Source organism: Streptomyces yaizuensis (assembly GCF_034961445.1).
In the GTDB taxonomy this organism is placed as follows: Bacteria; Actinomycetota; Actinomycetes; order Streptomycetales; family Streptomycetaceae; genus Streptomyces; species Streptomyces yaizuensis.
The window spans coordinates 60,950-84,992 of sequence record NZ_BSBI01000013.1; the positions used below are offsets into that span (position 1 = coordinate 60,950).

Here is a 24,043-nt window from a genome sequence, read left to right on the forward strand (position 1 = left end):
ACGGCCAGTTGCTGCGCCGGGGTTTCAGTCGAGCGGGAACGTCATCTGCTCGGGCTGAGCCTCGGTGTGGGGTTCGCGGCAGTGGGTGTGGCCAGGGGCCGTTCCGGGGCGGCCGGCCGGGGAGCGGACCGTGATGCGGGCCGGAGTGCGGCCCGCCAGGCGGGGAGCCATGGGGCTTTTGGCGTCTTCGGCGACGATGCCGGCCAGGCGGCGTACGTTCTTGCTGCTGAGTTTGGTCATGATGCGGACGCGGTACTGCGAGAGCCCTTGCGTGAGGAGCTCCATGGCGATGAGCTCGGCCTTCGCTCTGTCGACGTTGTAGACGGGCCAGAGACGTGCCGGCTGGATGGTGACTTTCCCGGAGTCGGCTTCGTCCTCTGGGACTTCGTCAGGCATCAGGTGCCGCCCTGTGAGGAGGTGAGGTCGGCCTCGACGATGACCCGCTTGGAGGATCCGTTGGCGGGCCAGCACGTCACGATCGTCAACTTGGCCTTGGTGGGGGTCGCGTCGGGCTTCCCGGGGACCTGGGCGAGGACGCTGACGTCGTGGGGTTCGACGGTGTGCACACGGGTGACGGTGTAGGTGTAGGTGATCCGGTTGGCGGTGGTGACCGAGATGGCTGATCCGGGCTTGATCTTGTCGACACCGCGAAAGGCGGGGTCGGCCACACCGCTGCGGTGGCCGGCGAGGGCGTAGTTTCCGATGGCGCCGGGCTCCTCCGTGTCGCGGAAGTGGCCTATTCCTGCGCGTAGCTGCTTGTCGGTGACGCCGTCGTAGATGGGCTGTGCCCAGTCGCTGCCCAGAGCGGGTATCCGCAGGACCTCGTTCACGGTGCCGCCCGGTCCGGGAGCGGTGTCTCCGCCGACGGCGTGGTTGCCCTGGGCGGCGGGGTTGCTGCTGGCCCAGGTGCTCAGTGCACGGTCGGCGGTGGTGGCGGCGGTGCCCGTCTCGTCGGGTTCGGAGGGAACGCCTTCGGTCGGTGCGGCCAAGGCCAGGGGGTCGCTCGGGGTTTCCTGCGGCGCGGAGGGTTCCGCGGTTGCGGCGGGCTGGGCGGCAGGGGGGCCTGGAGTTGTCGCGGTCGCGGCGGGCTGGGCGGGCCGGGTGGGCGGGGTGCCGGTGGCGTCGTCCCCGCCTACGGCGAGGGTTGCCGTCACGGCTGCAGCGGTCAGGACTGCGCCAGCGGCGAGCAGGGTGCGCAGGCGGATGCGTGGCGTGGTCCGCGGTGCGGAGGTGTTCACCCCGGGGGCTTCGTCGGTGCCGTGGTTGTCGGGTGTGTGCGTCATGGTGCGTGCATCCAGCGGAAGAGGACGGCCAGGAGGGGCGGGGCCGGGCAGGGGTGCTGCGCCCGGCCCCGCGGTGGGTCCGTCATGTGCGGACAACCGGTGGGACGATGGAGGTCAGAGCCCGGTCTTCGGCAGGACGGGAATCGTGACGGGCCGGGGCTTCGGCTTCTCGGGCTCGGGGATCTTCACGTCCTTGACCGCGATGTCGGCGGTCTTGTCGGCTCCGACGGTGACCGTCTGGTCGGGTGCCAGCTGGTAGCCCTCGACCGCCTTCACCTCGTGGACCGTGTAGGAGCCGGGGGCGAGGTCCTTGACCTGCCACACGCCAGCGGCGTCGGTCTTGCCGGCCGCGGCGGTCTTCCCCTGGCCGTCCTTGATCTCGAAGGCGACGCCGGCCAGCGTCTTGCCGGTGTCAACGGCCGTCTTGACGATCTTGATGCCGCCCTTGAGGGGGTCGACCTGGAACTGGACCTGGTGGTGGGCGCTGGTGGTCCCGCCGGTGAGCACCATGCGCTGCGCCTTGGCGTTGCTCGGCGTGATGGCACGCAGGGCGTTGCCGGGGAGGGACTCGGCGGTGGCCTTGAGGGTGGCGGTGCCCGCCTTGGCCGGGGTGATCGTCGTGGTGGCGATGCCCTCGGCGTTGGTCGTGGCGGTCGTCTCGCTGGTGCCGGCTCCGGTCAGGCCGAGGTCGAGCTTCACACCGGGGACCTTGTGGCCTGCGGCGGAGGTGACGTCGAGGGTGACGGTGGTCTTCGCTCCGGGCTTCGGAGTGCCCTCGGACGGTTTGATGTTGACCTTGTACGGGCCGGCGAACTTCGCCGCCTCGGCCATGTACTCCGTGGCCTGCTTCTTCGCGGACGGGGCGACGCCCGGGTAGCTCAGGCGTTGGAGGGCGCGCTCGCCGTTGGGCAGGGCGTAGGTGGTGCCAGCTTCAAGGTAGCTGTAGACGACCGCGTCGACGGCGGCGGCCTGTGCGTCGTCGGTGGTGTTGCCATACTTGGAGAGCACGTAGGCGGCGCGGGCGATGTCCTGTGCGGACGCTTCCTTGCCTGTGGCCTTCGAGGTCCAGGACGTGTACTCCTTGACCGGGCCGTAGCGGCCGGCGGCCTCGGGGCCGTCGAGTTCGGGGTCGGCGCAGTACGCCACACCGGTGACACCGGGCAGGGCCTGGCCGGGCGGGCCGTACGCACCGATGTGCGAGCGGTCCGGCTTGCCCGTACTGTCCGGGATCAGGTAGCCGGGCCCCCACTTGTCTGCCGCGTTCGCGCCCGGCGCCAGCAGGATGCCTGTGCCCAGCGCCATCGCCGTTGCGGCAACGATCGGATGCCGGAGTCGTTGAACGACCTGCGTGCGGGCGGAAAATGATGTAGAAATCACGCTGTCTCCTTTGCGGGGATCAGCCGGACCCGGCCTATGGGTTTCTCAGGCCGACAGTTGGCCGGGTCCGGCGACCGCGTGGACGTTCAGTCCGCGGTCGGGATCGGTGTGGCTGGCGAACGGTCACCTATAAGGGGCGGAGTGTGTGCGGCACGGCACCTGCGACACGAGCCCTCGCCAGTGCCTCCACGGCTTCAGCCCCGACCGCATGCACTCCCCCGCGGCTGCCTGCCGCACCCGCCTGGACGGCGGGGTGAACAGCACGGACAGACATGCCCCTTCGTTCACGGTGCGCTCCAGGTGGGTTTAGTGCGACACTCATCCGAATCTCTCCGATCCGGCTGGTCTCGCTGGGGGTGGACACGGCAGGCTCAAGGCCGCGTTGCGATCGTTGTGGGACCTGCTCCCGCAGGAGCAGGTGATTTAATGGCAAACAATCGGGCAGCCTGGGGCAATGCACCCCCGTCCACCCTGATCACTAGAAGGAAGTTATCTACGATCAGCGATTTGATCAAGTCGCTAAAGTAGCCTCGCCCGTCCCCGCAGCCCTCTGGAGTCCCGTTATGCCTCGCTTCTTCGACGGCTCACGGTTTCGCTCGGTGCGCCGGGTGGCGAACATGACGCAGCTGCAGGTGGGGGACCTGCTCGGCGTAGCCGAGTCCGTCATCGCCCGGTACGAGAGCGGAAAGACCACTCCCCCGCCCGAGAGGCTTCCCAGGCTGGCCGCAGCGGTGGGCCACAGGCTGGACGACCTCTTCCCCCGGGCAGAACTGCCGACCCTCGCGGATCTGCGCAGCGACGCCGGCTACGCCCAGAAAGACACCGCGGCGATCACCAGGACCAGCTCAGCGATGCCCGTACGCGCGGCCGAGAGCGGCAGGCGCCCTCTGGCCGACGGGTACGTCGCACTGCTGGCCGAGGCGTACGGCGTGAGCCGTGAAGAACTGCTGGCAGCCCAGGAGCGCAGTTTCGGCAACTACGTGCCGGCCGTCCGCGGGATCGCCGAGCCGGAGCCGGAGTTGGAGCAGCCTGCGGGGCCGACGACAATCGCCGAGAAGATCGTGTACCTGCTGGAGACCTACGGCAGCGACCGGCCCACGGACGCGGACATCGCCGTCGCCGGCAACACGAGGACGGGGACTTCCGTTCTCACCAGCGAGCTGGTTTCCTCGTTGCGGACCGGGAAGCAGACCGAAGCATCCGATGAGGTCCTGAACGCAATCGCGCTCGCGCTCGATGCCACCGCTCTGATCTTCAGCACCGACAGCCCTGACGTTGCCCGAGTCGTCGCCGGCATCAGGGCCGCGCGGGCGGGCTTCACGGTGATGGCGGCCCGGGGTGGCGAGAACGGCGGAGTGCCGCCGGAGCTGATGGACTTCGCGGCCTCCGTGTTCCAGCAGATCCTCGACAGGGACGGCCGCTGACACGGCCGTCCCCGTTCGGCCTAGGGCTGGACAGTCCGTTCAAGGACCTCCGGCTCCGTGCCCGAAAGGGCCTTCAGCGTGGCTTCCCACATCGGCCGAGCCGCCGGAGGAATCTGGTCCGGGCCGATGTCCTCCGGTGCGCTGAACTGGTGCTGCTCGATCTCGCTCTCCTGCACGCGGATCGCGGCCTTCTGCTCGTCCGTCAGCCATCCCGCGTCGAAGACGTAGTAGACGTGCTCGCCGGCCGGTGTGAGGAGTTTGGCGTCCACCAGCAGCCGCCCGACGTTCAGATGGAGCCCGAGCTCCTCGTGTATCTCCCGCTGGCAGGCATCTGACGGGGTCTCCCCCGGTTCGATCCGGCCGCCGGGCAGGTTCCAGCCTTCCTTGTAGGTCGGCTTCACGATGAGAATGCGGCCCTGAGCGTCGGTGATGACAGCGCCGGCGGATGCCATCGGACGGGCATGCTCGGTGTTCGATTCCACGGTCTTCTCTCTGAATGGTGCGGTCACGCCGTTACGGCGGATGGGTCGGCGAGGAGGGAGTACGCGTCCCGGGTACTGGTCCTGCTGTACGCGGCGGCGACAGCGCGCAGGTGCGGTATCTCGTCGGACAGGTCGGTGCCCGGGTGGAAGGGGAACGGTGCTGGCAGCCCGGGGGTGGCACCGAGCGTGGAGCGGGCGGCGCGGATCCAGTACGCCTCGGCCCTGATCTCGGTGTCCTCGCCGAGGTTCTCGTCGTGCTCGGCCCGCAGCAGGGCCCGCTCGGCGAGTTCCTCAGGGGCGTGGCGCCGCAGTTCGTGGATCACGTCGCGGATCTCGGTGACGAAGCGGTGCAGGTGTTGGGAGAGGGACTCACCGTGTCCGGTGATGTCGCGGAGCCTGCGGAGCGGGGCGCCGATGCGTGTGTCGCCCAGGATCCGGCTCGGCCGGTGGCGGACGTGGTCGGGGGCGGTGAGCGCCAGGTCGCGCCAGAGGGTGTGGAGGTCGGAGAGGCTGCGGGCGGTGTGGTAGCGGGCGTTGGCCGCGTAGGCCGCGGGGGCTATCGCACCGATTCCGTACAGGAGGAAGCCGGCGTAGAGCATGCTGTCGGACACCGTCTCCTGCAGTGCGGCGGTGGCTTCGGAGACCGGGGTGATGGTGATCAGGACGACGTAGGCGGTGCGCAGGAGGGCGTAGCCGACGAGCAGGACCATGCCGGCGGACATCATCGTGAGGCCGATCCGCAGGGGTCGCATGGGGGCGTGGCGGCGGGCGCCGCCCCACTGGACGGCGCACACGGCTGCGGCCGATGCGGTGTAGAGGTAGAAGAGGCCCATGTAGACGGCGAGGCCGGGCTCGCCGGCGTGCCGTGCCATGAGGTGGTCGGACGCTCCGGGGTCCGGGGTGCTGAGGCCGGTGAAGAAGACCGCGGTCATAAGGGCGACGGTGCCGAGGGAGGCTCGTGTCGCGATCCGGTGGACCGTGGCGGCGACGCGGATGTTGCGGGATACCTCGGAGGCGGTGTCCGCGTCGCGGTAGACGGCGGTGACGTATCGCAGGAGTACGCAGATGCCGATGATGGCCAGGGTGTGCTTGACGAGGTAGGCCAGATCGGTCACACCGAACGAGTTGACGAGCTCGCGGCCGGGCTGGGTGCGTGAGAGCCAGGATGCGGCCAGGGCGGCGAACGCGCCCCAGAGACTTCGCTCGCGGACGTCACCGCGGAGTGCGGATCTGCTCCTGAGGAGGGCCTGGACGAGCAGGAGGGCGACGACGGCATAGGCGATCGTGTCAGACATGGTCAGTAGTCCGCTGGTAGTCGGGGCCGCCGAAGGGATAGAGCAGATCGGCGGCGAGCTGTCGGGCAGTGGGGTCGGCGATGGATTCGGAGGCGTAGGCCCTCTCGTGAATGAGGGCTGCGGCGGCCTCGGTCCGGCGTTCACGGTCGGTGTCGTACCGGCGCCGAGCGGAGATCTGCCCCTCGCTGATGAGCCGGTCGACCAGAGGTCCGGAGAGTCCGGACATCAGCTCGTCCAGGTGGTCGCCCGTGACACCGTCCGCGTCGTCCGCCCACAGGTGAACGAGCTCGTGGAGGATGATCTGGCGTTCGTGGAATCGGGACGCGCTTTTGACGTGCAGGATCAGGTCGAGCGGCTCTGTCTGGTGTTTGATCCACAGCCCGCATACGCCGCTGGCGCTCAGGAGCCGGTCGGGGATCGGTATCAGGTGGATGCGCCGCCCGCGGGCCTCTTCGATGTTCGCGATGAGGCCGTCGAGCCGGAACGGCAGCGGCAAGGGCATGGAGTCGACGATCTGATGCGATTCGATCTGCCGTGACCTGCGCGTCCTCCTGCTCTTGGCGTGATCGCGTATCCGGCGCAGAGCCTGGTGCCTGGCACTGTGCAGTGCCCCGTACGGCGCGAGGATCGTCCGCGCGAACGATCCGTCGGCTACGGGTCGCGGATGCTCCTCAGACGGCATCGACGTCACAGCCGCTCCTCGGACGGCGCTGATGGCCGCGAAAAGTCAAAGAGGGCAGTTAGCCGTGTATGTCGGAATACGGCATGCATAATGCCGGGCACGCAAGCCGGTATCGCCGGATCGCCTTCCCGTGCCGTCTCCAGCATCCCTCTCCCTCTCGCAGTGGATGGCCAACCCCCTCGTGGAACGGTCGAGTTGAGAGCCGGGGTACAGCTGTACGACGCATTCGGGCCACTCGACGTTCTTCGCAATTGGCATCACACGGGCGAAGTGACCCGTCGTCATGCCGCTCCTGCGACCCACCGGATCTTGCAATGTGAGAGCATCCGCCGTCAACCGCAGTTGTGATCGCATAAATCATGGAGACCCCGCAGTGATGAACCTGCAGATCAGCGGCTAGTCTCCAGACGTCCCGGCGTGATCACGCCACTCATCCTCAGCCAGGAGTCTCCGTGAACGAGGGATACGACAGGCTTGCCGCAGCCATACGGCGGGCCGAGACATTGATTCCTAAAACTGGCCTTGACAGAAGTGCCGTATTTGACATTTCGGATCTGGCATTCCATTCCGGTCTCGAAGAGAGCACCGTGCGGCGCCTGCTGGCCGGCAAGCGGGTCCCCCCCATCACCGACTTCAACGCCGAGGTGGTCCGCCGCATCCGCTTCGCCCATGCGACCCGGCTGAAGACGGAGACCACCGAGCACGGCCAGCAGGTCCGGCGGCTGTACACGCTCCCCGAGATTGCGGCGGCGGCCGGAATGACGCCGCAATGGCTCCATAAACTACTTAAAGCACCGAAAGCTCCCAATCTTGAGCATTCGAAGGCTCTCGCCGTGCTCTTCGAGGTGCGCATCGAATTCTTCACGGATCCGCCCGCCCTGGCGCTGGCCCTCGTACTGGAGGAAAGGGTCCTGCCGGATCTGGAGTCCTACCAGGTCGATCCCGTGGAGACTCTGAGCAGGCAGTTCGGTCTTACGGCCATCGCCGCGCGAGGCATCGACTCCACCGACGGGCCGGACGCCAGCCGTGCCCTCCTGGGCCTGATCCATCGTCTCTCCCAGGAACGCCGCCCCAAGTAGCCGTCAGCGCATACAGCAGCCAGACGCCTCGAACCCCAAGGCGTGCAAGCACCTCGGTACTGAACGAACGGATCCACAGTGAGAGCGACGAAGGAGCGCCGCATGGCGGCGCTCGCCGACGACCTGATGCGCCAGCTTGAGCCGCCTGTCTCGGCGGACCCCGAGCAGCTGATGCGTGACCTGGTCAAACCTCTGTCCAAGGACCGCGAACGAGAGGTCCAGGTCGTCTTCGAGCACTTCCCGCCCAACACCGCGAGCGGCCTGTGGCTCAGGTATCAGGACCAGGACCTGATCGTGGTGGAGAAGAACACCACCGCCCTGCACAAGGCCGTGATCCTCGGTCATGAGATCTGGCATCTGAACGTCGGGGCGTGCAAGGGCCACCCTGCTCACGGCGGAATCGAAGCCGCAGCCCGCTCCTTCGACGGCACCCTGGATCTCGCAAGCACCGTGCGCATGGTGATGGCCGCGCGGACCGACTTCGCCCTGGAGGAGGAGAAGGACGCCGAGTCCTTCGGCCTCCGACTGGGCAGCAGACTCCGCCCCTACCTGGAGGGCGGTCCGGACCAGATGCCGGTCGGCGGAGTCATCAGCCGGCTCCAGGCCAGCCTCGGCAGGCCCACGATATGAACGGGACCGACTACTACATCCCCTCGCTGGTCCTCGGCATAGCCCTGCTGGCCAAAGCCCCGACCCTGTGGCGCGGGCGCCGTGACCCCATGCTGAGCAGCGTGCTGGCCCTGCTCTGCATGGCTACTGCCAGCTTCGCCCTCGCCGCGCCACCGACCATCCGTGTGGTCAACGAGACAACCGGCGTCCCGAACGTATCCGCCCCTCTCGTCTACTCCACGCTCTGCGCTGTCTCGTGCGCAACTCTGATTCTCATCATCCACTGGCGCGGCGGGCCGGCGGAGGCTCTCCGGCGGCGGACGCGCGCCTGGATGATCTTCTACGGCTGCCTCGCCGTGAGCCTGTTCGTGCTGTTCGCACTGGGCGACGCGCCTGTTGAGCGCCTGCAGGACCTGGACACCTACTACGCCACGACGCCGTTCATCCGCGAGATGATCGTCGCCTACCTCGGCGGCTACACCATCGCCAGCATGGTGATCACCGTGATGTGCTGGCTCTGGGCCCGGGAGGTGCGCCTGCCCTGGCTCCGGCGGGGCTTGTATGTCCTCGTCACGGGCTTCGTCCTCAGCTTCAGCTTCGCCGCGACCAAGCTCATCGCGGTCGGTGCCCGGTGGGCCGGCCATGACCTCGACTTCCTCAGTACGAGCGTCGCGCCCCCGCTCGCGGGCGCCGGAGCCGTCACCACTACCGCCGGATTCCTCATTCCGCTGCTGGCACCGCGCCTCGCCCCCCGCTGGGCATCACGCCGCGCCCACCACAAGCTCGCTCCGCTCGCCAAGGCCCTCAACAGGACGTTCAAGGGCACGGCCGTCCCCATGACCCCTCCACGGTGGCGGGACATCGAGATGCGGGCGACCCTGCGCGAGTCCCAGATCACCGACCACCTCCTCCAGCTCGCCCCCTACCTCGATATCGAACACCGCGAGGCCGTCTACCAGGAGGCCAGGGGCCAGGGCCGCAACGACAGTGACGCCTCGGTCATCGCGGCCGCCGTGATGGTGCGGGCCGCGCTCGCCGCCCGCGACGCGGGACACACCCCCACAGACCCGGCCGACACGCCCACCCTGCCCACCGCGCTGGACGGTGCGGCACATCGGCTTCCGGACGTGAGCCAGCACTTCGCCCGCCTCGGCGGCACAGCACCCCTCCCCTCCGTCACGGCAGAACCGCAAGAAAGCGCCCCCCGATGAACCTCACCCCCTCCGCACGCCCCGCCGGCCCGCACGCCGTCATCATCGGGGGCGGCCTTGCGGGCATGCTCGCCGCCGCCGCTCTCGCCCCGGCCGCCGCCCGCGTCACCGTCATCGAGCGGGACGCACTCCCGACGGAGCCCGCCCCCCGCCGCGGCCTGCCCCAGGCCCGGCACGCACACCTGCTCTGGTCCGGCGGCGCCCGCGCCATCGAATCCCTGCTCCCAGGCGTCCAGGGGGCGTGGCTGGCCGCAGGCGCCCGCCGCATCTCGCTGCCCACCGGCGTGGTGGCCTACACGGCGGAAGGCTGGATGCGGCGCTTCCGCGAGGCCCAGTACCTGATCGCCTGCAGCCGCGACCTGCTGGACGCGGTCGTCAGGAGCCGAGTCCTGCAACTGGACAACGTCGAGCTGCGGCACGCCCAGGTCACCCACCTCACCGGTACAGCCACCCGCATCACCGGCGTGACCACCCGGTGCGCCGACGGAACAGAGGAAACCATCCGCGCCGACTTCGTCGTCGATGCTTCCGGGCGCGGCTCGCGCTCAAGCCGCTGGCTGACCGATTTCGGCGTGCCCCCCATCACCGAGACCACCATCGACTCCGGTCTCACCTACGCCACCCGCCTCTACCACGCCCCGCCCGGAGCCGACGAGTTCCCCCTCATCAACATCCAGTCCAACCCGGCCGACGGAATCCCTGGGCAGACCGCCACCATCATGCCCATCGAGGGACAGCGCTGGCTGGTGACCCTCTCCGGCACGCGCGGCGGAGAACCGACCGACGACCCCGACCGCTTCGTCGCGTTCGCACGGTCCGTACGGCATCCGCTCGTCGCCGAGCTGATCGAGCACGCCAAGCCGCTGGACAGCACGGGGACCATCACGATCTCCCGCTCCGGCGTCAACAAGAGGCGGTACTACGAGCGGATGAAGTGGACTCCCGAGGGCTACCTGATCCTCGGAGACGCCGTCGCGACCTACAACCCCGTCTTCGGACACGGAATGACCGTCGCCGCTGTCGGCGCGAAGGCCCTGGCCGACGCTGTACGCCACAAGGGCATCACCGCCCCCGGACTGAGCGCCGAGGTCCAGCGCACGATAGCCCGATCCGTTTCGACCGCCTGGGACCTCGCTACCGGACAGGACATCCGCTACCCGGGATGCATCGGGCCCAAGCCCCCCGCCGCCGCCCGCCTCCTCACCGGCTACGTCAGCCGGCTCACCCGCACCGCGGCCAGCTCCCGACGCGTCGCCGCCGCCCTGATGGAACCGATGACCCTGTCCGGGCCCGCACACGCGCTCGTGCGACCGTCCGTCCTGCTAGCAGTCGCCCGAGGCCCCATCCGTCCGCCTCTGACCACACCGCCCCTCACTCCATCAGAACGAGCTCTCGCACCCAAACCCCGGACACACCAGCGCTGACAGTGAAGCAGCTCTCACCGGGCAGATAGGAGGCTCGCCTGTTCAGGTGAGAGGTGTGGCCGCAGGGATTCTCCGGCGACTCTGCGATGTGCCACACCGCGGCGCTGGTGGACGAGGCTGGTGGCGATGGCGTGGATCCGCCCGCTCCCCGGGGGGGGGCCGGCGCAGCGGGGTAACCGGGTCCGGAGAGGGAGCAGTCAGCCCGTCGCGTTCGAAAGCGGGTGCAGCAACATGGCCGGAAGGTAGGGGGAATCGACCCGGATCTGCCATCCCCGCCGCCGGGCGTGGCAGGCCAGGGCGAGGATGTCGGGGCTGATCGCGCCTTCGCCGAAGTCGTTGCGGTCGCCGACCTCGAAGTACGCGCGGTGTTCCTCCAGAGCGTCGGCGAGCGCGAGGCTGAAGGACTCCTCGTCGCCGTCCACGAGCTGGGACAGCAGGATCGCGGGAGGCATCAGGTACCCCCAGCTCGCCGCCTGTTCGTGAGCGGCCAGGGCCTCGTCCATCACGGGCCGCGGGTCGTCGTCGTGGAGGTAACTCAGCAGCGCACGGCGGTAGGCGGCGAACGCGGAACCGTCGCCCCGCGCGAGGATTCTGATACCGCCAAGGACCACCGGGGCGAGATCCTCCCGGACGCCGCTGGTCAGAGTCCAGTTGACCGCCGTCTGCCAGGCGGCCGCCCCGAATTCCCCACTGCCGCCGAACGCCGCCACCGTCAGTTCCCGTCCGTCGACCACCACCTCCACCTCGCTGCCCGGCTCGGCCAGCAGAGTGCGGAAGAACGCGCCGGCGGCCTGGGAACCCCGCAGCACCGCCCGGCGCCGCTGCTCCTCGTCTCCGCAGCCGAGCACATCGACGAGGTACGGGTCGGTCAGCGCGTACCCGATATCGCGGCCGGTGCGCTGCTTGCCGTCCTCGGCGGCGAGATTCTCCTCGTAGTCCTTCTCGCTGGTGGCCAGGTACCCGGGGTCCAGGGGCTCCTGGGGGTCACCGGGGCGGTCGACGGTGACCCGACCGCCGCCGCCGAGGGCCGCGACGGCGTCGGGCCGGCGACCGGTTCCGTACGGCCCGACCCGGGGCCCCGTGGCGTCGAACCCGCGGACGAGAGACCTGGGCAGGTAGTGGGTGGTCAGCGGCAGTGACCAGTCCCGGTCGCGGTGGGCCAGCGCGGTCAGCGCCAGCGGGACCAGGGGAAGCAGCGCGCGCAGCGGCGAACCCTCGTCCATGCGGTCGGCCTCCGTCAGCAGGAGCCGTGTCACCTTGTCCTGGAAGCCGTCCCGGTCACCGGCGGCCAGGTCCTTCAGGGCCGCGAGGCCCACTGCGTACGGTTGGGCAGCCTCCGCCTCCGGCACCCGGGCGAGCCCGGCCTCCAGAGCAGCGAGACGCTGCTGCCCGGATGGCGGCCACGGCCCGTCGTCCTCCAGATCACCCAGGACGTAGGCCATCAGACCGTGCATCAGCTCGGCGCCCGGATCACCGTCCCGACCCCGCCTCAGCCCCTCCCGGGCGAAGCCGAATGCCTCGCTGTGCTGCTCGGCACTGTCCGTCAGGACCGCGAGGCACACCGCGTCCAGGAACTGGGAGAGGGTGACGTCCTCCTGGTCCTCCTCGTCGCCTTCGGGCCGGTAGGTGACGCCGTAGTTGGAGTAGTTGATGAAGACGCTGAACTGCTCGTGCGGCCAGTACTCGGCGTATCGCACGGCCCCGGTGGCGGCCTCGGCCGCCGCCTGCAGAACGGCTTCGGCCTCCGGCGACGCCAGGGCGGGATCCCGGGCGGACAGGGCGGCGAGGTAGTCGAGGAACTCGTCGGCGATCAGCGACCAGGTGGCGGTGCCCATCCGGCCGGCCTTGGAGCTGGAGATCACCAGCCGCGTGAGCCGGTTCGACGCGTCTTCCAGAGCCGCCGCGACGGCCGCCTCCGCCACAGGGTGCCGCTTGATGAGCACGGTAGTCCTCCCACAGAAGAATCGTTTCGGTGGACATCACGCTACTTCCCCGCTCTGACACCGCGTTCCCGCAGTCCACCGCGCGGGAGTGTCAGCGGCAGCCGATAGGTTCGCCCGATGAGTTCCTCCCTGAGCGTCTACCGGCTCGACACCACCGCTGCACGTGCCCTGATCGGATCCCGTGACGACCAGCTGCTGGAGCTGATACACACCCGCTTCGCGGACGACCTGGCCCGCGCCGACGACGAACACGCCTACGAGATCGAACAGGGCGCACCCACCGCAGAGCAGGCACTGCGCGCGGTCATCCACAGCGGCCCCTTCAGCGAGAACCAGAACCACACCTTCCAGTACGGCTACGCCTACAAGCGGCTGTGCTCCCTCACCGGGGTGTTCCTGCCCAACGACTGCTTCACCCCGCACCGCGGCGACTGGCTCGCGGTCGTCGACCAAGGACTCGAAACGCTGGGCATCACCGCCGTCTCCGTGGAAGCCTTCAGCCAGAAATCCCCGCCCCACCCCCTGCCGTACACCTGGACCCCGGGCTGCGCCGAGTGGACACCCGCCTCCATCACCCAGGCCCTGGAACAGTTCGACGCCACGAAGCGGGCGGCCGACGGGTCGGGGCAGGCCCCGCCGCTGGAGTCCGAGGTCGTCGACGCCGTCCAGCAGTGCATCGGCTGGATGCGGCAGGCCCACGCGTCCGGACAGGGTGTTATCGGTTTCCGCTCCTGACCTCACACCAGACCAAAGACCAGGGGTCACTGGGGCCGCGTGACCATAGGAACGCGACCCCAGTGACCAGGGTCAGGCCCGCCGGGTGAACTCCAGCAGACGGTCGGCCAGTCGCTGATCGGGCCGCCGGGCGATGAGGGACGGCCCCGCCGCGAGCCGGGCCACCTCCATCTCCAGCCGCGCGGTGGGACCCGTACTGGTGTCGGACCCGTGACGCCGCACATACGACGCCAGCGCCTCAAGCCGCGCCAGGTAGTCGATGATGTCCACACCGGCGTCGTCGACGGCCCGGGTGAACTCAACGCGCCAGTGCGCCGCCTCCCGCACCTCACCGAGCGCCCCGTGATGCAGATGCAGACAATAGGCCGACAGCGCGTGCCCCGCGCCCGCGGCCAGTCCCCACCAGAACTCGGCCGACAGCGGATGCCCGGTCAGGCTCAGGAGACAGGCGAACACCGCGGCCCCCTGGACATCGAGCTGCTCCTCCCGCACCGGCGCGGCCGGATGCTCGGCCGCCAGCCGGCGCAGGTGTTCCGCCGCCCCGGCGGAGTTGATGCTCCACCGGCACACCACGGCCAGGCGCTGGGCGGCCGTGGCCGCGCGCTCGATGTGCGGCGACGGGCGGGCGCCGGACGCGTCGGCCGCCAGGCGGCGCAGCGCCTCGCCGATGTCGACCCCGCTCGCCGGGGCGGTGGGGACGAGGGCCCCATCGAGGAGCTCGTCGATGCTCAATCGGTCCGTCATGATTCCTCCTGTTCCGGGCCGCCGGGGCGCTGCACGGGCAGGCCGAGCTGGGCGGCGAGCCGGTCCTTGCCCCGCCGGATGTGGTAGGTGACGGTGACCTGGCTCAGACCCATGTAGCGGGCGACGAGCGCGGTCTTGTAGCCGAGGAGGTAGCGCAGCACGATCGCCGTGTACTGCTGCGGGGGCAGCTCCAGCAGCGCCGCGTACAGGCCGCTGGATCCCTCGGCCAGTTCCAGGTCCCGGCGGACGGAGTCGAGATTTCTGGTGATCGGGCCGTTCAGGACGAAGGCCGGGTCCCGGTCCAGCTGGTCGAGGCGGCGCCGGACGTGGCGATGGAGCACCGCGAGGGTGCGCTGCTCCACGTCGCTGCCCTGGAGCAGATCGTCCCAGCCGGTCAGAATCTCCAGGAAGGCGTGGTGCACGACGTGTTCGGCTGCCGGACGGCTGCCGAGATGAAGTTCGGCGAAGGCGTGGAAGAAGCCTTCGTTGATCAGGTAGAAGGCTTGGAAATCCAAAGGGAGGGGCGGGAGCTGGTCCACCGGCCGGCCCTTCGCGGGAAGGGCCGGGCCGTCGTCGGGAAGGCCGTCGCTCACATCGACCCCGTTTCAGCACGCATGTACGGTCTCGATTCCAGAAAAAGGGGACAAGCACCAGGGCGTCATCGCCGGTGCGGGACCCGTGCCGGGCCCTGTCCTCACTCAAGCGATTTCCGGAGTGAATCCCTCATCCACCCATCAGAAAAAACCACCGACCGCTCCCGACAGGTCACATTCCGTACGGCCCGGGGTGGGGGTTCCGGTTCCACCGACCCTGCCGAGCAGGGCTGATCCCCCACACAACCGTCGCCCAGCTCGCTTTTGGCCCGTCGAGTGCCCTGCATCACAGACCAGTGCGCGCCTGGACGCACGCCCCGCACTCCGGCGCACCAACCCGGTCCATGCGCCCCTGTGGTTGAGGGAGACCGGTGCCCCGTGCGTTCGCAAAGGGACGAGGTCTCCCTGCCCTCTGCCCCGAAGCCCGCAGGCGGCCGGGCTATTGGACGACCTCGAACTCTGCTGAGGGGTGTCGGCGGCCGTTGACCTGGAGGGCGACGCTGTAGACGCCAGGCGTGATCGTGGTGCTGGCGGTGGAGCGGAGCCGGTGCTGCTTGGCCAGGGTGAGGGGCTGGTCCGGTTGGGCGGTGGTCCGGGTGAGGAAGTAGATCTTCTCGCGGGTGGTGCCGCGCCGGGTGGTGGTGGAGATGACGTAGGTGATGTGGAGGGGGACGGTCGTGCTGGTGGTGAGGGTGGCGGAGAAGGCGAGGGTGTCGCCGTCGGTCAGGGTGGCGTGGTCCAGGTGGACGGGGGAGAGGCGGACTGGGATGTCGGTGGGGTAGCCGAGGAACTCGTACGCCGCCGGCCAGCCCTTCTTCAGCCGGGTCCGCAGGGCTTCCCGGGCGATGAAGGCGAGCGCCTTGTCCTCGGCCCGGCCGGTTGCCTTCCAGCGCTGGAGGGTGGCCAGGACGAGGTCCGGGTCAGTGTCGGAGAGGTCGTGGAGGTGGTTGGCGACCGAGCGCTGGACGTAGGGGTGGGGGTCGGCGTGGAGCTGGTCGAGGACGGGGAGCGCGGCGTCGGCGGGCAGGGGGATGCGGGGGGCCCAGGGGAGGGTGGGGCGCGTCGACTCGCTGGCGAGGCGCCGGACGCGGTGGTCGGGGTCCCGGGCCCAGGTGCCGATCGCGGTCATGGTCCGGTCGGGGAAGTCGGTGAGGAAGTGACGGACGGCGACCTCGGCGGTGAAGTAGCCGGTGAGGCGGCGCAGGGCGTCGAGGGCGGGTTCCAGGAGGTCTTCGGTGCGGTGGTAGCGGGCGACGTAGTCGGAGTGCGGGCTGTAGAGGTGGGTGCCGAAGTCGCTGGTGATGCCGGCGGCTTCGGGGCTGGGCGGCAGGGAGCGGAGCAGGAGTTCGAGCGCTGGGGGGCCGTTGACCGGGAGGTGGTGGTGCAGCGCCCGGCTGGTGGCCGCGATGCGGTCTTTGAGCTCCAGGCGGGGGATGTGTTGCAGGACCTCGGCGGTGAACGCCGCGGGGTCGAATCCGGCTGCGACGGCGTGGACTTCGCGGGCGATGCGGCGGATGCGCTCGGGGTTGATGGCCTGCTCTTTGAGGGGAGCCTTCGCGGTCATGCCGACACCCTAGTGACGGCCGGCCGCCGCCTTGGGGCGATCCGGGGGCGTGCCGTCCGGGCGGGCCGTGTCAGTGGATGGTGGCGCGGTAGAGGAGGCGGTGGTGGCGGGTGCTGTCGCAGGGGGAGGCGGTGTGGAGGGTGGCGAGGTTGTCCCAGACGACGAGGTCGCCCTGGGTCCAGCGGTGGCGGTAGAGGTAGGGCGTGCTGGTGGTGTGCTGGAGGAGTTGGTCGTGGAGGGCGCGGCCTTCGTCGTCGGGCAGGCCGGTGATGCGGCGGATGACCATGGGGCCGAGGAGCAGGGTGCGGGCGCCGGTGACGGGGTGGGGCGGGGCGAGGGGGTGTTCGGCTTCGGGCAGGGTGGTGAGGGTGCCGGCCGCGGCGGACGAGCGGCCGTGGGCGGCCTGGCTCTGCCGGGCGCCGAGCTGGGTGATGGAGTGCACGGCGGACAAGCCGTCGATGCGGTCCTTGAGGTTCTGGGGGAGGTCGGTGTAGGCGCGGGTGGCGTCGGCGAAGCGGGTCTCGCCGCCGCGGCCGGGGGCGATGACCGAATACAGCAGCGTCGCCCGGGTCAGCCGCGGCTTGAAGGAGTTGTCGGCGTGCCATTCCTCCTCGTCGTCGCCGTCGTAGATCCCGACGGGCGCCCCGTGCTCGGTGATGTTGCTGATCACGGTGATCCCGGGAAACCCGGGGACGGCGTAGCGGCGGTCGACGTCGGTGTCGAGCGTGCCGAACAGGCCGGCGGCGGCGAGAAGGTCGGCGTGGTTGAGGTGCTGGCCGGGGAGGATGAGCAGCCGGTGGCGGGTCAGGGCGGCCCGCAGGTCGTCGGCGATCTCACGGATGGCGGGGGTGGTGAGGTCGTGGTCGGCGCGGGCGCCGAAGCCGCCGGGGTGCGGGTGGAGGGTGAGGTTCATCAGCAGGGGTCCTCCTGAACGGTCAGAACTGGGGTGACTGGCGGAAGCGGCGGATGTCCCGCGTGCCGGAGGCGGCCAGGCACAGACGTTCGACGCCGATGCCCAGGCCCACGCTCACGGCCGGGACGCGGCCAGCGTCGACCGCTTCCCGGGCCAGGCGCTGCTCGTCGTCGTACAGGTCGGCGGCGCGGGCGCGTTCAGTGAAGGCGGCGGTGTCGGGTTCGTCCTCGTAGCCGTGGACGACTTCGATGCCGTCGACGAGGAGTTCGAACCGGTTGAGGACGGCGGTGGTGCCGGGGGTGCGGCGGGCGCACGGTTCGTCGCCGCCGAGCGGGTAGTCGGTGAGGAAGACCGCGGCGCCGGCGCTGAGGGGTTCCAGTTCCTGTTCCACGTAGCGGCCGAGGACGTCCTTGACGGGGGTGTCCGGGGAGAGGCTCAGGTGGCGGGCCAGGCGGGCGGGTAGGTCACCGAGGGGCTCGGTGCGCAGGTCGGTCCCGAAATGGTCGCGGATGCGGTCGGCGACGGAGATCCGCACCGGGGTGTGGGGCAGGTGCGGGGCGACGAGCTCCTCGGCCAGGGCGAAGAGGTTCTCGAAGGTCTCGTTCGCGGCGTAGAGGTCGAGCATCGTGAACTCGGGGGCGTGGAGGTCGTCCGGCGGTTCGGGGCGGAAGCACGGGCCGATCTCGAAGACCCGGGGGTGGTGTTCGAGGTTGACGCGCAGCGCCGGCCCGATCATCGCCCGCAGGAACCGTCCGCCGCCGAGCTGGGCGGGGGCGCGGCGGCCGGGGCCGAGGTCGGCATTCCGGGCGACGGGGGTGACCACTTCCACGAAGCTCTGGGCGCGCAGGACATCACGCAGGTGGAACAGGACGCTTGACTTCAGGGCGACCGGGTCGGCCATACCGGCGTTCCTTCCGGGTTGGGTGTCCGGGGCGGGTGCCCGGCAGGGGCCACAAGCTAGCCGCCGCCGGTGGGGGCGGAGAACCCCGCCGCCGTCCGCCCGGAAGGGCCCCGGGGCCGCCCGGAGCCGGTGACGCTCCCCTATGAGGGTGTGTTTCCACAGGTCAGACGGTGTACGTGTGCAACGGTCGTGCAACACGGCCGTGCATCCGGCGCAACACGGCGGAGCGTTGCGGCACCTCGCCGGACAGTCCTAGCGTGATGGCTCAAGCGCTCGGCGTGACCGCGAACTCCCGCCCGAAGGCCGCGTGTTGAACGGCCTTGATGCGGCGGTCCGCTCACGCCCATGGCGCGCCCCCGGGATCCGGCACCGCCGGTGCTACTGGGGTCCGATCACCCATCCATCCGCGGGGATGCCCCCGTGACGAAGGGAGAGCTCACCATGACCGCTCCGATCCCGACCACCGGAATCCAGCCGGACGCCGCCGGGCTGAAGACGGGGATGCGCCCGGACGCCGGACTGAAGGCCGGGATGCGCCCGGACGCCGGCCTCAAGACCGGGATGCGCCCGGACGCCTCCGCACTGAAGACGGGCATGCGGCCCGACGCCGCCGCCTGACCTCCGCACCCCTCGCATGACCCCGCTCCGGCACATCCGCCCTCTGTGCGGGTGTGCCGGAGCGGCCACCCCGCGGGGGCTTGTTCCTTATGACCGCTACGCCTGGAGGAACTGATGGGCAGTCCCGTCCCGCGCCCGCCGCGCCGTACGGCCGCGCGTGGCAGGACACGTCCGGGCACCGGCGCCTCGGGGCCCGTCCGCAGGGCCCTCGGACGCCCGCTGCTCGCCGAGCTCGAACAGCTCTGCGGCCGCCCGTCCGCTGGCCCGGCCGACATGTGTCTCGACCTCGCCGCGATCACGGCCGCCGCCGTCCTCGGACACCTCGCCGGCCACGTCGTGGGGCCGCTGCTCGCCGTCGCCTACATCGGGGTGCGGCAGCGGCATCTGTCGAACCTGGCGCACGAGTGCGTCCATATGAAGTTGATGGTGACGCGGAGGGGGAACCGGGCCGCCGGGGTGCTGCTGACCTTCCTTCTCGGCGAGGGCTTCGCGCCGTACCGCTCCAGCCACACCGTCCACCACGCGCGGCTCGGCTCCGCCGCCGACCCGATGCTCCAGTCCTACCGGTCCGGCGGCCTGCACACGGCCGGTCTCTCCTCGCGGGGGGCGTTCGTCGTGCGGGTCATCGTGCGGGCCGCGCTGTGGCGGCTGCCGTCGACCGCGGTCCGGACCCTGCTGACCCGGGCCCCGGGGGAGCAGCGGCGGTCGGTGGCCGCCCGCGCGGCGGTGTGGGCGCTCGTCGCTACGGCGGCCTGGTATCTCGGCGTTCTGCCGCTGGTGCTGCTGTACTGGCTGGTTCCGCTGGTGTTCGTCCGGCCGCTGGTCACCTGGATCACCGACCTCGGCAACCACGCGGGCCTGATCGACAACGACGATGTGCTGCTGCAGACGCGGGGCTGGTCCTCGCACTGGCTCACCCGGCACCTGCTCGGCGGACACCTCGACGACATGTACCACCCCCTGCACCACTGGTGCCCGCGGATCCCCTGGCGCCGTCTTCCCGAAGCCCGCGCCTTGGCCGCCCGGCATCTGGAGCGCTGGGACGAGGTGCCCTGGTGCTCCGGCTACTTCTTCCGCCGCCGCTCCACCCCCGACCGGCCGTGCGTGATCGAGGACATCATCACCCGCCTGAACGCGCCCGCCCCCGCGACCGGCGCCCCGTCCGCCCGGCACACCGCCTGACTCGCGCCCGGCCCGCACTCCTTTTTCCCCGCCTTCCCCTGGTCCGCCGACCGGCCGGCCCCTGTCAGTCCGTCTGCGGTCGAACACCGCTGCCCCGGTGATGCCCCACTGCCCGGATTCCCGCCGCTGAGGAGGCGGCCCCACCATGACCCAGCCCGTTCCCGTCGTGAACAGCTTCGACGAATGGACCCCCCTGCGCGAGGTCGTCGTCGGACGCGGCGAGCACTACACCGCCCACCACACCGACGCCTCGTTCCGCCTGTTCTTCCTCGACAACATCACCCCCGACCCCGAGCGTCAGGGCGCGCCGGGCGGGGGAGGACTGCTGCCGATCCCGGAGCAGCTGGTCGACGAGCTGAACGAGGACATCACCGCCCTCGTAGAGGCGCTGACCGGCTGCGGAGTGCGTGTGATGCGCCCGGCGGCCCCGGGCAAGGACATTGAGATCCGCTCCCCGCACTGGGACGCCCGGGCCACCCCGCCCCTCAACGTCCGCGACCAGGCCATCGTGCTGGGGAACACCCTGGTGGAGACCGCGCCGCATGTACGGGCCCGCGTCTTCGAGAACGACTACCTCAAGCCGGTGTTCTACCGTTACTACGAGGCGGGCGCGAACTGGCTGTCCATGCCGCGCCCGGCGCTCGCCCACGGCGCCCTGGATGACGCCTACTTCCGCCGCCAGGGTATCGACACCGCCCACGCGACCGACGGCGACGGCGCGGCACGGATCGACGGCCTCGGCCTGGAGATGGTCTTCGACGGCGCGCAGTGCGTACGCCTGGGCCGCGACGTGCTGGTCAACGTCGCCAATCACAACCACGCCCTCGCCTGGCGCTGGCTGAACGACAACTTCCCCCACCTGCGGTTCCACCGCCTCAACGCCATCGCCGACAACCACATCGACAGCGTCGTCGTCCCGCTGCGCCCGGGCCTGCTGCTCCTGCGCTCCCCCCGCTACCTGACGCGGCTGCCCGAGGCCCTGCGGTCCTGGGAGGTGATCTGCCCGCCGCCCATGGACGAGGACGCCTTCCCCGACTACAGCTCCTTCGGCTTCAACCTCGCCAGCCGCTACATCGACATCAACGTCCTGTCCATCGACGAGAACACCGTCGTCGTCAACGCCCTCTACCCCGGGCTCATCACCGTGCTGGAGCAGCGGGGCTTCACCGTCGTCCCCGTACGCCACCGCCACCGCCGTCTCTTCGGCGGCGGGTTCCACTGCTTCACCCTCGACACCGTCCGTACCGGCGGCCCCGAGGACTACCTCACCTGACCCTGCTTTTCACACACCACCCTGCCCGGCGCCCCCGTCCGCCGCGCGGACCCATCCGGGGCAGCATCCGCGGCCCCGGCCGCACCGCGACCGACAGGAGAACCCGTTGACCCGCTACGCCTGGCCTCCGGACGATGAGTTCTGGACCGGCCACTTCCCCGCGCAGACCAAGGATCGGACCGCCCCGTACCTGTTCAAGGGCGTCGTCCCGGCCGCCGCCGCCCGCCCCGGCCACGTCCTGGACGGCTTCGCGGCCCTGCGCTCCGCCCACGCCGCCGGCACGGCCATCAGCGCGAAGGCCCGCGTCTACGTCGGCGAGGAACGCCGCGACGACCTGCTCCCCACGGTGCTGGACGCCCCGGCCTGGGAGGAGGTGGGCGGCTTCACCGCGTGGATGCAGGACCTCACCGGCGCCGACCGGTTCTCCCTGGTCGTCAACAACCTGGAAACCCTCAGCCCTCCGCTCGCCGCCGGACTCGGCCGCTTCCTCGGCGCACTCATCACCGGTTGGGGCCTGCCGCTCGGCGGTGCCGAACAGGTCGCGTTCGCCGGGAACTACTCCGGGACCGCGTTCGGCGTCCACGAGGGCTACGAGGACGCCTTCCTCATCCACCTCGGCCCGAACCCCAAGAACTTCTACACCTGGCCCGCCGAGACGTACACCAAGCTCACCGGCGGGCCCGAGCCCCTCTACGGGGACTACACCTGGCTGCTGGAGCACGGCACCCACTGGCTCCTGGAACCCGGGGACGCCCTGTTCCTGCCCCGCCGCGTCTTCCACGTCGGCACCCAGAACCGGTTCTCCGTCTCGGTCGCCGTCCCCCTCTACACCTACCCGGACGCGGGCATCGTCCGCCAGGCCGTCCTCCCCGACCTGCTCGCCGGACTCCTGACCGGGGAGGGGCCCGACGCCGCCCTCTCCGCCCCCTCCCCGATGGCATCGGTGCCCGGCGGGCCGGGGCCGGCCGCCGGTCGTCTCACCGCCCTCGCCCGCACCGCCCTGGCCACCGCGGCCGACCGGGTGGAGGACGCCGTGCAGGACCATCTCCGCGGGCGGTGGGCGACCGTGCTCAGCAACGGCGGCTGGGAACTCACCGAGCGCGACCTCGCCCGCACCGAAGCCGCGGCCGCCTTCGACCCCCGCCACGCCGTCCCCGGCGCGACGGTCGCCGTCATCGCCCCCTACCGGCTCCACACCGCCGGCGACCACACCTACCTCCGCGGCCACCAGAGCCCCGGCCTGCTCCCCGACGACCTGACGGCCGCCCTCGACGACGGCGCCGAGGTCACCCTGCCCGACGACGAGACGGTCCTGACCGCCGTCCGCGCCCTCGGCGCCACCGGCGGCCTCCGCCTCACCCCCCGCCCCGCCAACCCCAAGGACGGTGCACCGTGAACCTCGGCAACTCCCTCGTCCAGGCATACCTGAAGGCCAACCCCGAAACCCGCAGCGCGGTCAACGCCACCCTGCTCGGCAACTTCACCTCCGGCGACGCCCTGGTCACCGCGCACCTGTCCCCGATGATCGACTGGGTCTACCGGCGGATCGCCGACCAGGTCGGCGCCGCCGGACTCACCGCCGGCCAGGCCCGGATGTACATCGAGGAACTCTCCGTCTTCGCCCGCTACAACGCCCAGTTCCTCAAAGCCGCCGCCACCGGCGTGGAGGGGTTCTGCCCCGAACTCGCCCACGAGCTGCGCCGCAACCACCTGGAGGAAGGCGGCGAACGCGGCAAGGTCCCCGCGCACTACGTCCTGTACTCCAATGCGCTCCTGTCCGACCTCGGACTCCTCGTCAACGGGCACGTCCCCGCGCCCGAGACCGCGCTCCTGGTCGGCCTCCACCAGTGGATGACCGGCTCCCACATGCCCAGCCTGATCGCCGGCGCCTACTACGCCACCGAAGCCGTCGCCATCGCCGAGACCGAGATCCTGCGCGACATCACCAACCGCTACGGGCAGCTGACCATCCAGCGCACCGGCAGCGACCTGAAGAGCCTGCACCACTACTATGAGCTCCACCTCGACGACGGACACGAGGCCGCCCAGGTCGAGGGCCTGAGCGTCGAGGCCGCCCACATCGAAGGACTCGCGCGGTTCATCAAGGAGAGTGAACTCTTCCACATCGACCTCCCCCAGGCCCTCGACGGGTTCCTCCAGATCATGGAAGGGATGACACACTGGTGGGCTGAACTCGCCCACCGCGCCCGGGAGATCACCTGATGAACGCCACACCCGCCGAAGCCCAGGAGCGTACGGGCGGCTGTCTGTGCGGCCGGATCCGCTTCACCGTCATCGGCCCGGCGATCTACCCCCACACCTGCCACTGCCGCCACTGCCAGAAACTCGGCGGCGCCCCGGTGATGTGGTGGGCCGGCTTCGAGCGGGTGACCTGGACCGGCGAGAGTGAGCCGACCTGGTTCGAGACCTTCCCCGGCGAGGCGAAGCGCGGCTTCTGCCCCACCTGCGGTGCCCGCATCGCGGCGATCGACTCCGACATCCCGGAGCTCGGGATCAACGTCACCGCCCTCGATGACACCAGCGGCGCCGACCTCGTGCCCGTCAACGCCTCCTTCCGCGACAACGCGGTCCACTGGCTGCCCCCGGTCCCCGACACCCAGCCCACCACCGCCTCCTGACCCTTTCCGCAAGAACGGCACACCAGGGCCGGCCGCGCCCTTCGCGGGGCCCGGCCGACCCCCGGGGGGCGA

Annotated in this window: 24 protein-coding genes; 12 read left to right on the forward strand and 12 right to left on the reverse strand. The window is 70.3% G+C overall.

The genetic code is table 11. The annotated features are described in order from the left end of the window. Window positions 1–24: 24 nt before the first annotated feature. The 3 genes from SYYSPA8_RS27605 to SYYSPA8_RS27615 form a co-directional block, all read right to left on the reverse strand. On the reverse strand, window positions 25–396 hold the full coding sequence (locus SYYSPA8_RS27605) for a hypothetical protein (RefSeq protein ID WP_323450064.1): 372 nt from the start codon (window positions 394–396) through the stop codon (window positions 25–27). Then, complete coding sequence (locus SYYSPA8_RS27610) at window positions 396–1,283, reverse strand: sortase (protein WP_323450065.1); 888 nt, start codon at window positions 1,281–1,283, stop codon at window positions 396–398. The genes SYYSPA8_RS27605 and SYYSPA8_RS27610 overlap by 1 nt, the downstream gene beginning before the upstream one ends. Window positions 1,284–1,397: 114 nt before the next feature. After that, window positions 1,398–2,585, reverse strand: coding sequence for an MSCRAMM family protein (locus tag SYYSPA8_RS27615; RefSeq protein ID WP_323450066.1), 1,188 nt, complete (start codon window positions 2,583–2,585; stop codon window positions 1,398–1,400). Window positions 2,586–3,223: 638 nt separating this feature from the next. On the opposite strand from SYYSPA8_RS27615, the gene SYYSPA8_RS27620 reads away from it, so the two are divergent. Beyond that, window positions 3,224–4,084, forward strand: a complete 861-nt coding sequence (locus tag SYYSPA8_RS27620; protein ID WP_323450067.1) for a helix-turn-helix transcriptional regulator — start codon at window positions 3,224–3,226, stop codon at window positions 4,082–4,084. Between the two features lie 20 nt (window positions 4,085–4,104). Here SYYSPA8_RS27620 and SYYSPA8_RS27625 read toward each other — a convergent pair whose 3' ends face one another. From SYYSPA8_RS27625 to SYYSPA8_RS27635, 3 genes are read right to left on the reverse strand one after another with little or no spacing between them, the layout of a single operon-like run. Continuing rightward, on the reverse strand, window positions 4,105–4,566 hold the full coding sequence (locus SYYSPA8_RS27625) for an NUDIX hydrolase (RefSeq protein WP_323450068.1): 462 nt from the start codon (window positions 4,564–4,566) through the stop codon (window positions 4,105–4,107). Between the two features lie 23 nt (window positions 4,567–4,589). Further along, window positions 4,590–5,861 carry an MAB_1171c family putative transporter gene (locus SYYSPA8_RS27630; RefSeq protein ID WP_323450069.1) on the reverse strand — a complete coding sequence of 424 codons (1,272 nt, stop codon included), beginning with the start codon at window positions 5,859–5,861 and terminating at the stop codon, window positions 4,590–4,592. Further along, entirely contained in the window at window positions 5,854–6,552 is a 699-nt protein-coding gene (locus SYYSPA8_RS27635; RefSeq protein ID WP_323450070.1) for a hypothetical protein, read from the reverse strand. Before SYYSPA8_RS27635 ends, SYYSPA8_RS27630 begins: the two co-directional genes overlap by 8 nt. A gap of 443 nt (window positions 6,553–6,995) precedes the next feature. Between SYYSPA8_RS27635 and SYYSPA8_RS27640 the strand changes: the two genes are divergently transcribed. From SYYSPA8_RS27640 to SYYSPA8_RS27655, 4 genes are all read left to right on the forward strand, one after another. Further along, window positions 6,996–7,622, forward strand: coding sequence for a hypothetical protein (locus SYYSPA8_RS27640; RefSeq protein ID WP_323450071.1), 627 nt, complete (start codon window positions 6,996–6,998; stop codon window positions 7,620–7,622). Between the two features lie 78 nt (window positions 7,623–7,700). Beyond that, window positions 7,701–8,252, forward strand: coding sequence for a toxin-antitoxin system, toxin component (locus SYYSPA8_RS27645; protein ID WP_323450072.1), 552 nt, complete (start codon window positions 7,701–7,703; stop codon window positions 8,250–8,252). After that, entirely contained in the window at window positions 8,249–9,442 is a 1,194-nt protein-coding gene (locus SYYSPA8_RS27650; RefSeq protein WP_323450073.1) for an MAB_1171c family putative transporter, read from the forward strand. Before SYYSPA8_RS27645 ends, SYYSPA8_RS27650 begins: the two co-directional genes overlap by 4 nt. Next, window positions 9,439–10,866: an NAD(P)/FAD-dependent oxidoreductase gene (locus SYYSPA8_RS27655; RefSeq protein WP_323450074.1), complete on the forward strand. Its 1,428-nt coding sequence runs from the start codon at window positions 9,439–9,441 to the stop codon at window positions 10,864–10,866. The genes SYYSPA8_RS27650 and SYYSPA8_RS27655 overlap by 4 nt, the downstream gene beginning before the upstream one ends. A gap of 197 nt (window positions 10,867–11,063) precedes the next feature. On the opposite strand, the gene SYYSPA8_RS27660 is transcribed toward SYYSPA8_RS27655, so the two are convergent. Continuing rightward, window positions 11,064–12,809: an immunity 49 family protein gene (locus SYYSPA8_RS27660; protein WP_323450075.1), complete on the reverse strand. Its 1,746-nt coding sequence runs from the start codon at window positions 12,807–12,809 to the stop codon at window positions 11,064–11,066. Between the two features lie 117 nt (window positions 12,810–12,926). On the opposite strand from SYYSPA8_RS27660, the gene SYYSPA8_RS27665 reads away from it, so the two are divergent. Then, a complete protein-coding gene (locus SYYSPA8_RS27665) occupies window positions 12,927–13,544 on the forward strand; it encodes a DUF7691 family protein (protein ID WP_323450076.1) in 618 nt (205 codons plus the stop codon). Between the two features lie 72 nt (window positions 13,545–13,616). Here the strand turns inward: SYYSPA8_RS27665 and SYYSPA8_RS27670 are convergent, their stop codons facing one another. The 5 genes from SYYSPA8_RS27670 to SYYSPA8_RS27690 all read right to left on the reverse strand — a co-directional run bounded on the left by SYYSPA8_RS27670 (window position 13,617) and on the right by SYYSPA8_RS27690 (window position 18,259). Next, window positions 13,617–14,288 (reverse strand): hypothetical protein, encoded by a 672-nt coding sequence (locus SYYSPA8_RS27670; protein WP_323450077.1) that lies wholly within the window; start codon window positions 14,286–14,288, stop codon window positions 13,617–13,619. Continuing rightward, window positions 14,285–14,881 carry a sigma-70 family RNA polymerase sigma factor gene (locus tag SYYSPA8_RS27675; RefSeq protein ID WP_323450078.1) on the reverse strand — a complete coding sequence of 199 codons (597 nt, stop codon included), beginning with the start codon at window positions 14,879–14,881 and terminating at the stop codon, window positions 14,285–14,287. Before SYYSPA8_RS27675 ends, SYYSPA8_RS27670 begins: the two co-directional genes overlap by 4 nt. Before the next feature lie 439 nt (window positions 14,882–15,320). Continuing rightward, window positions 15,321–16,445, reverse strand: coding sequence for a DNA alkylation repair protein (locus SYYSPA8_RS27680; protein WP_323450079.1), 1,125 nt, complete (start codon window positions 16,443–16,445; stop codon window positions 15,321–15,323). Window positions 16,446–16,515: 70 nt separating this feature from the next. Continuing rightward, the gene (locus SYYSPA8_RS27685; RefSeq protein WP_323450080.1) at window positions 16,516–17,358 is read right to left on the reverse strand and encodes a TauD/TfdA dioxygenase family protein; all 843 of its coding nucleotides are present in this window, start codon (window positions 17,356–17,358) and stop codon (window positions 16,516–16,518) included. 22 nt (window positions 17,359–17,380) lie between these two features. After that, window positions 17,381–18,259 carry an amino acid--tRNA ligase-related protein gene (locus tag SYYSPA8_RS27690; RefSeq protein WP_323450081.1) on the reverse strand — a complete coding sequence of 293 codons (879 nt, stop codon included), beginning with the start codon at window positions 18,257–18,259 and terminating at the stop codon, window positions 17,381–17,383. 441 nt (window positions 18,260–18,700) lie between these two features. Here SYYSPA8_RS27690 and SYYSPA8_RS27695 point away from each other — a divergent pair, with 441 nt between their 5' ends. The 6 genes from SYYSPA8_RS27695 (at window position 18,701) to SYYSPA8_RS27720 (ending at window position 23,971) form a co-directional block, all read left to right on the forward strand. Next, window positions 18,701–18,877: a hypothetical protein gene (locus SYYSPA8_RS27695; protein WP_323450082.1), complete on the forward strand. Its 177-nt coding sequence runs from the start codon at window positions 18,701–18,703 to the stop codon at window positions 18,875–18,877. A gap of 114 nt (window positions 18,878–18,991) precedes the next feature. Continuing rightward, on the forward strand, window positions 18,992–20,059 hold the full coding sequence (locus SYYSPA8_RS27700) for a fatty acid desaturase family protein (protein WP_323450083.1): 1,068 nt from the start codon (window positions 18,992–18,994) through the stop codon (window positions 20,057–20,059). Between the two features lie 145 nt (window positions 20,060–20,204). After that, the gene (locus SYYSPA8_RS27705) at window positions 20,205–21,332 is read left to right on the forward strand and encodes an inosamine-phosphate amidinotransferase 1 (RefSeq protein WP_323450084.1); all 1,128 of its coding nucleotides are present in this window, start codon (window positions 20,205–20,207) and stop codon (window positions 21,330–21,332) included. Between the two features lie 106 nt (window positions 21,333–21,438). Beyond that, the gene (locus tag SYYSPA8_RS27710) at window positions 21,439–22,728 is read left to right on the forward strand and encodes a hypothetical protein (protein WP_323450085.1); all 1,290 of its coding nucleotides are present in this window, start codon (window positions 21,439–21,441) and stop codon (window positions 22,726–22,728) included. Next, the gene (locus SYYSPA8_RS27715; RefSeq protein ID WP_323450086.1) at window positions 22,725–23,555 is read left to right on the forward strand and encodes a DUF3865 domain-containing protein; all 831 of its coding nucleotides are present in this window, start codon (window positions 22,725–22,727) and stop codon (window positions 23,553–23,555) included. Before SYYSPA8_RS27710 ends, SYYSPA8_RS27715 begins: the two co-directional genes overlap by 4 nt. After that, a complete protein-coding gene (locus tag SYYSPA8_RS27720; protein WP_323450087.1) occupies window positions 23,555–23,971 on the forward strand; it encodes a GFA family protein in 417 nt (138 codons plus the stop codon). Before SYYSPA8_RS27715 ends, SYYSPA8_RS27720 begins: the two co-directional genes overlap by 1 nt. Window positions 23,972–24,043: the final 72 nt, after the last annotated feature.

What these genes read in the sequence shown, in the direction of transcription:
- SYYSPA8_RS27720 (WP_323450087.1), top strand. Translation starts at nt 23,555, where the DNA reads ATGAACGCCACACCCGCCGAAGCCCAGGAGCGTACGGGCGGCTGTCTG.
- SYYSPA8_RS27670 (WP_323450077.1), bottom strand. Translation starts at nt 14,288, where the DNA reads ATGACGGACCGATTGAGCATCGACGAGCTCCTCGATGGGGCCCTCGTC.
- SYYSPA8_RS27655 (WP_323450074.1), top strand. Translation starts at nt 9,439, where the DNA reads ATGAACCTCACCCCCTCCGCACGCCCCGCCGGCCCGCACGCCGTCATC.
- SYYSPA8_RS27665 (WP_323450076.1), top strand. Translation starts at nt 12,927, where the DNA reads ATGAGTTCCTCCCTGAGCGTCTACCGGCTCGACACCACCGCTGCACGT.
- SYYSPA8_RS27615 (WP_323450066.1), bottom strand. Translation starts at nt 2,585, where the DNA reads ATGGCGCTGGGCACAGGCATCCTGCTGGCGCCGGGCGCGAACGCGGCA.
- SYYSPA8_RS27685 (WP_323450080.1), bottom strand. Translation starts at nt 17,358, where the DNA reads ATGAACCTCACCCTCCACCCGCACCCCGGCGGCTTCGGCGCCCGCGCC.
- SYYSPA8_RS27705 (WP_323450084.1), top strand. Translation starts at nt 20,205, where the DNA reads ATGACCCAGCCCGTTCCCGTCGTGAACAGCTTCGACGAATGGACCCCC.
- SYYSPA8_RS27630 (WP_323450069.1), bottom strand. Translation starts at nt 5,861, where the DNA reads ATGTCTGACACGATCGCCTATGCCGTCGTCGCCCTCCTGCTCGTCCAG.
- SYYSPA8_RS27690 (WP_323450081.1), bottom strand. Translation starts at nt 18,259, where the DNA reads ATGGCCGACCCGGTCGCCCTGAAGTCAAGCGTCCTGTTCCACCTGCGT.
- SYYSPA8_RS27680 (WP_323450079.1), bottom strand. Translation starts at nt 16,445, where the DNA reads ATGACCGCGAAGGCTCCCCTCAAAGAGCAGGCCATCAACCCCGAGCGC.
- SYYSPA8_RS27610 (WP_323450065.1), bottom strand. Translation starts at nt 1,283, where the DNA reads ATGACGCACACACCCGACAACCACGGCACCGACGAAGCCCCCGGGGTG.
- SYYSPA8_RS27620 (WP_323450067.1), top strand. Translation starts at nt 3,224, where the DNA reads ATGCCTCGCTTCTTCGACGGCTCACGGTTTCGCTCGGTGCGCCGGGTG.
- SYYSPA8_RS27605 (WP_323450064.1), bottom strand. Translation starts at nt 396, where the DNA reads ATGCCTGACGAAGTCCCAGAGGACGAAGCCGACTCCGGGAAAGTCACC.
- SYYSPA8_RS27700 (WP_323450083.1), top strand. Translation starts at nt 18,992, where the DNA reads ATGGGCAGTCCCGTCCCGCGCCCGCCGCGCCGTACGGCCGCGCGTGGC.
- SYYSPA8_RS27650 (WP_323450073.1), top strand. Translation starts at nt 8,249, where the DNA reads ATGAACGGGACCGACTACTACATCCCCTCGCTGGTCCTCGGCATAGCC.
- SYYSPA8_RS27695 (WP_323450082.1), top strand. Translation starts at nt 18,701, where the DNA reads ATGACCGCTCCGATCCCGACCACCGGAATCCAGCCGGACGCCGCCGGG.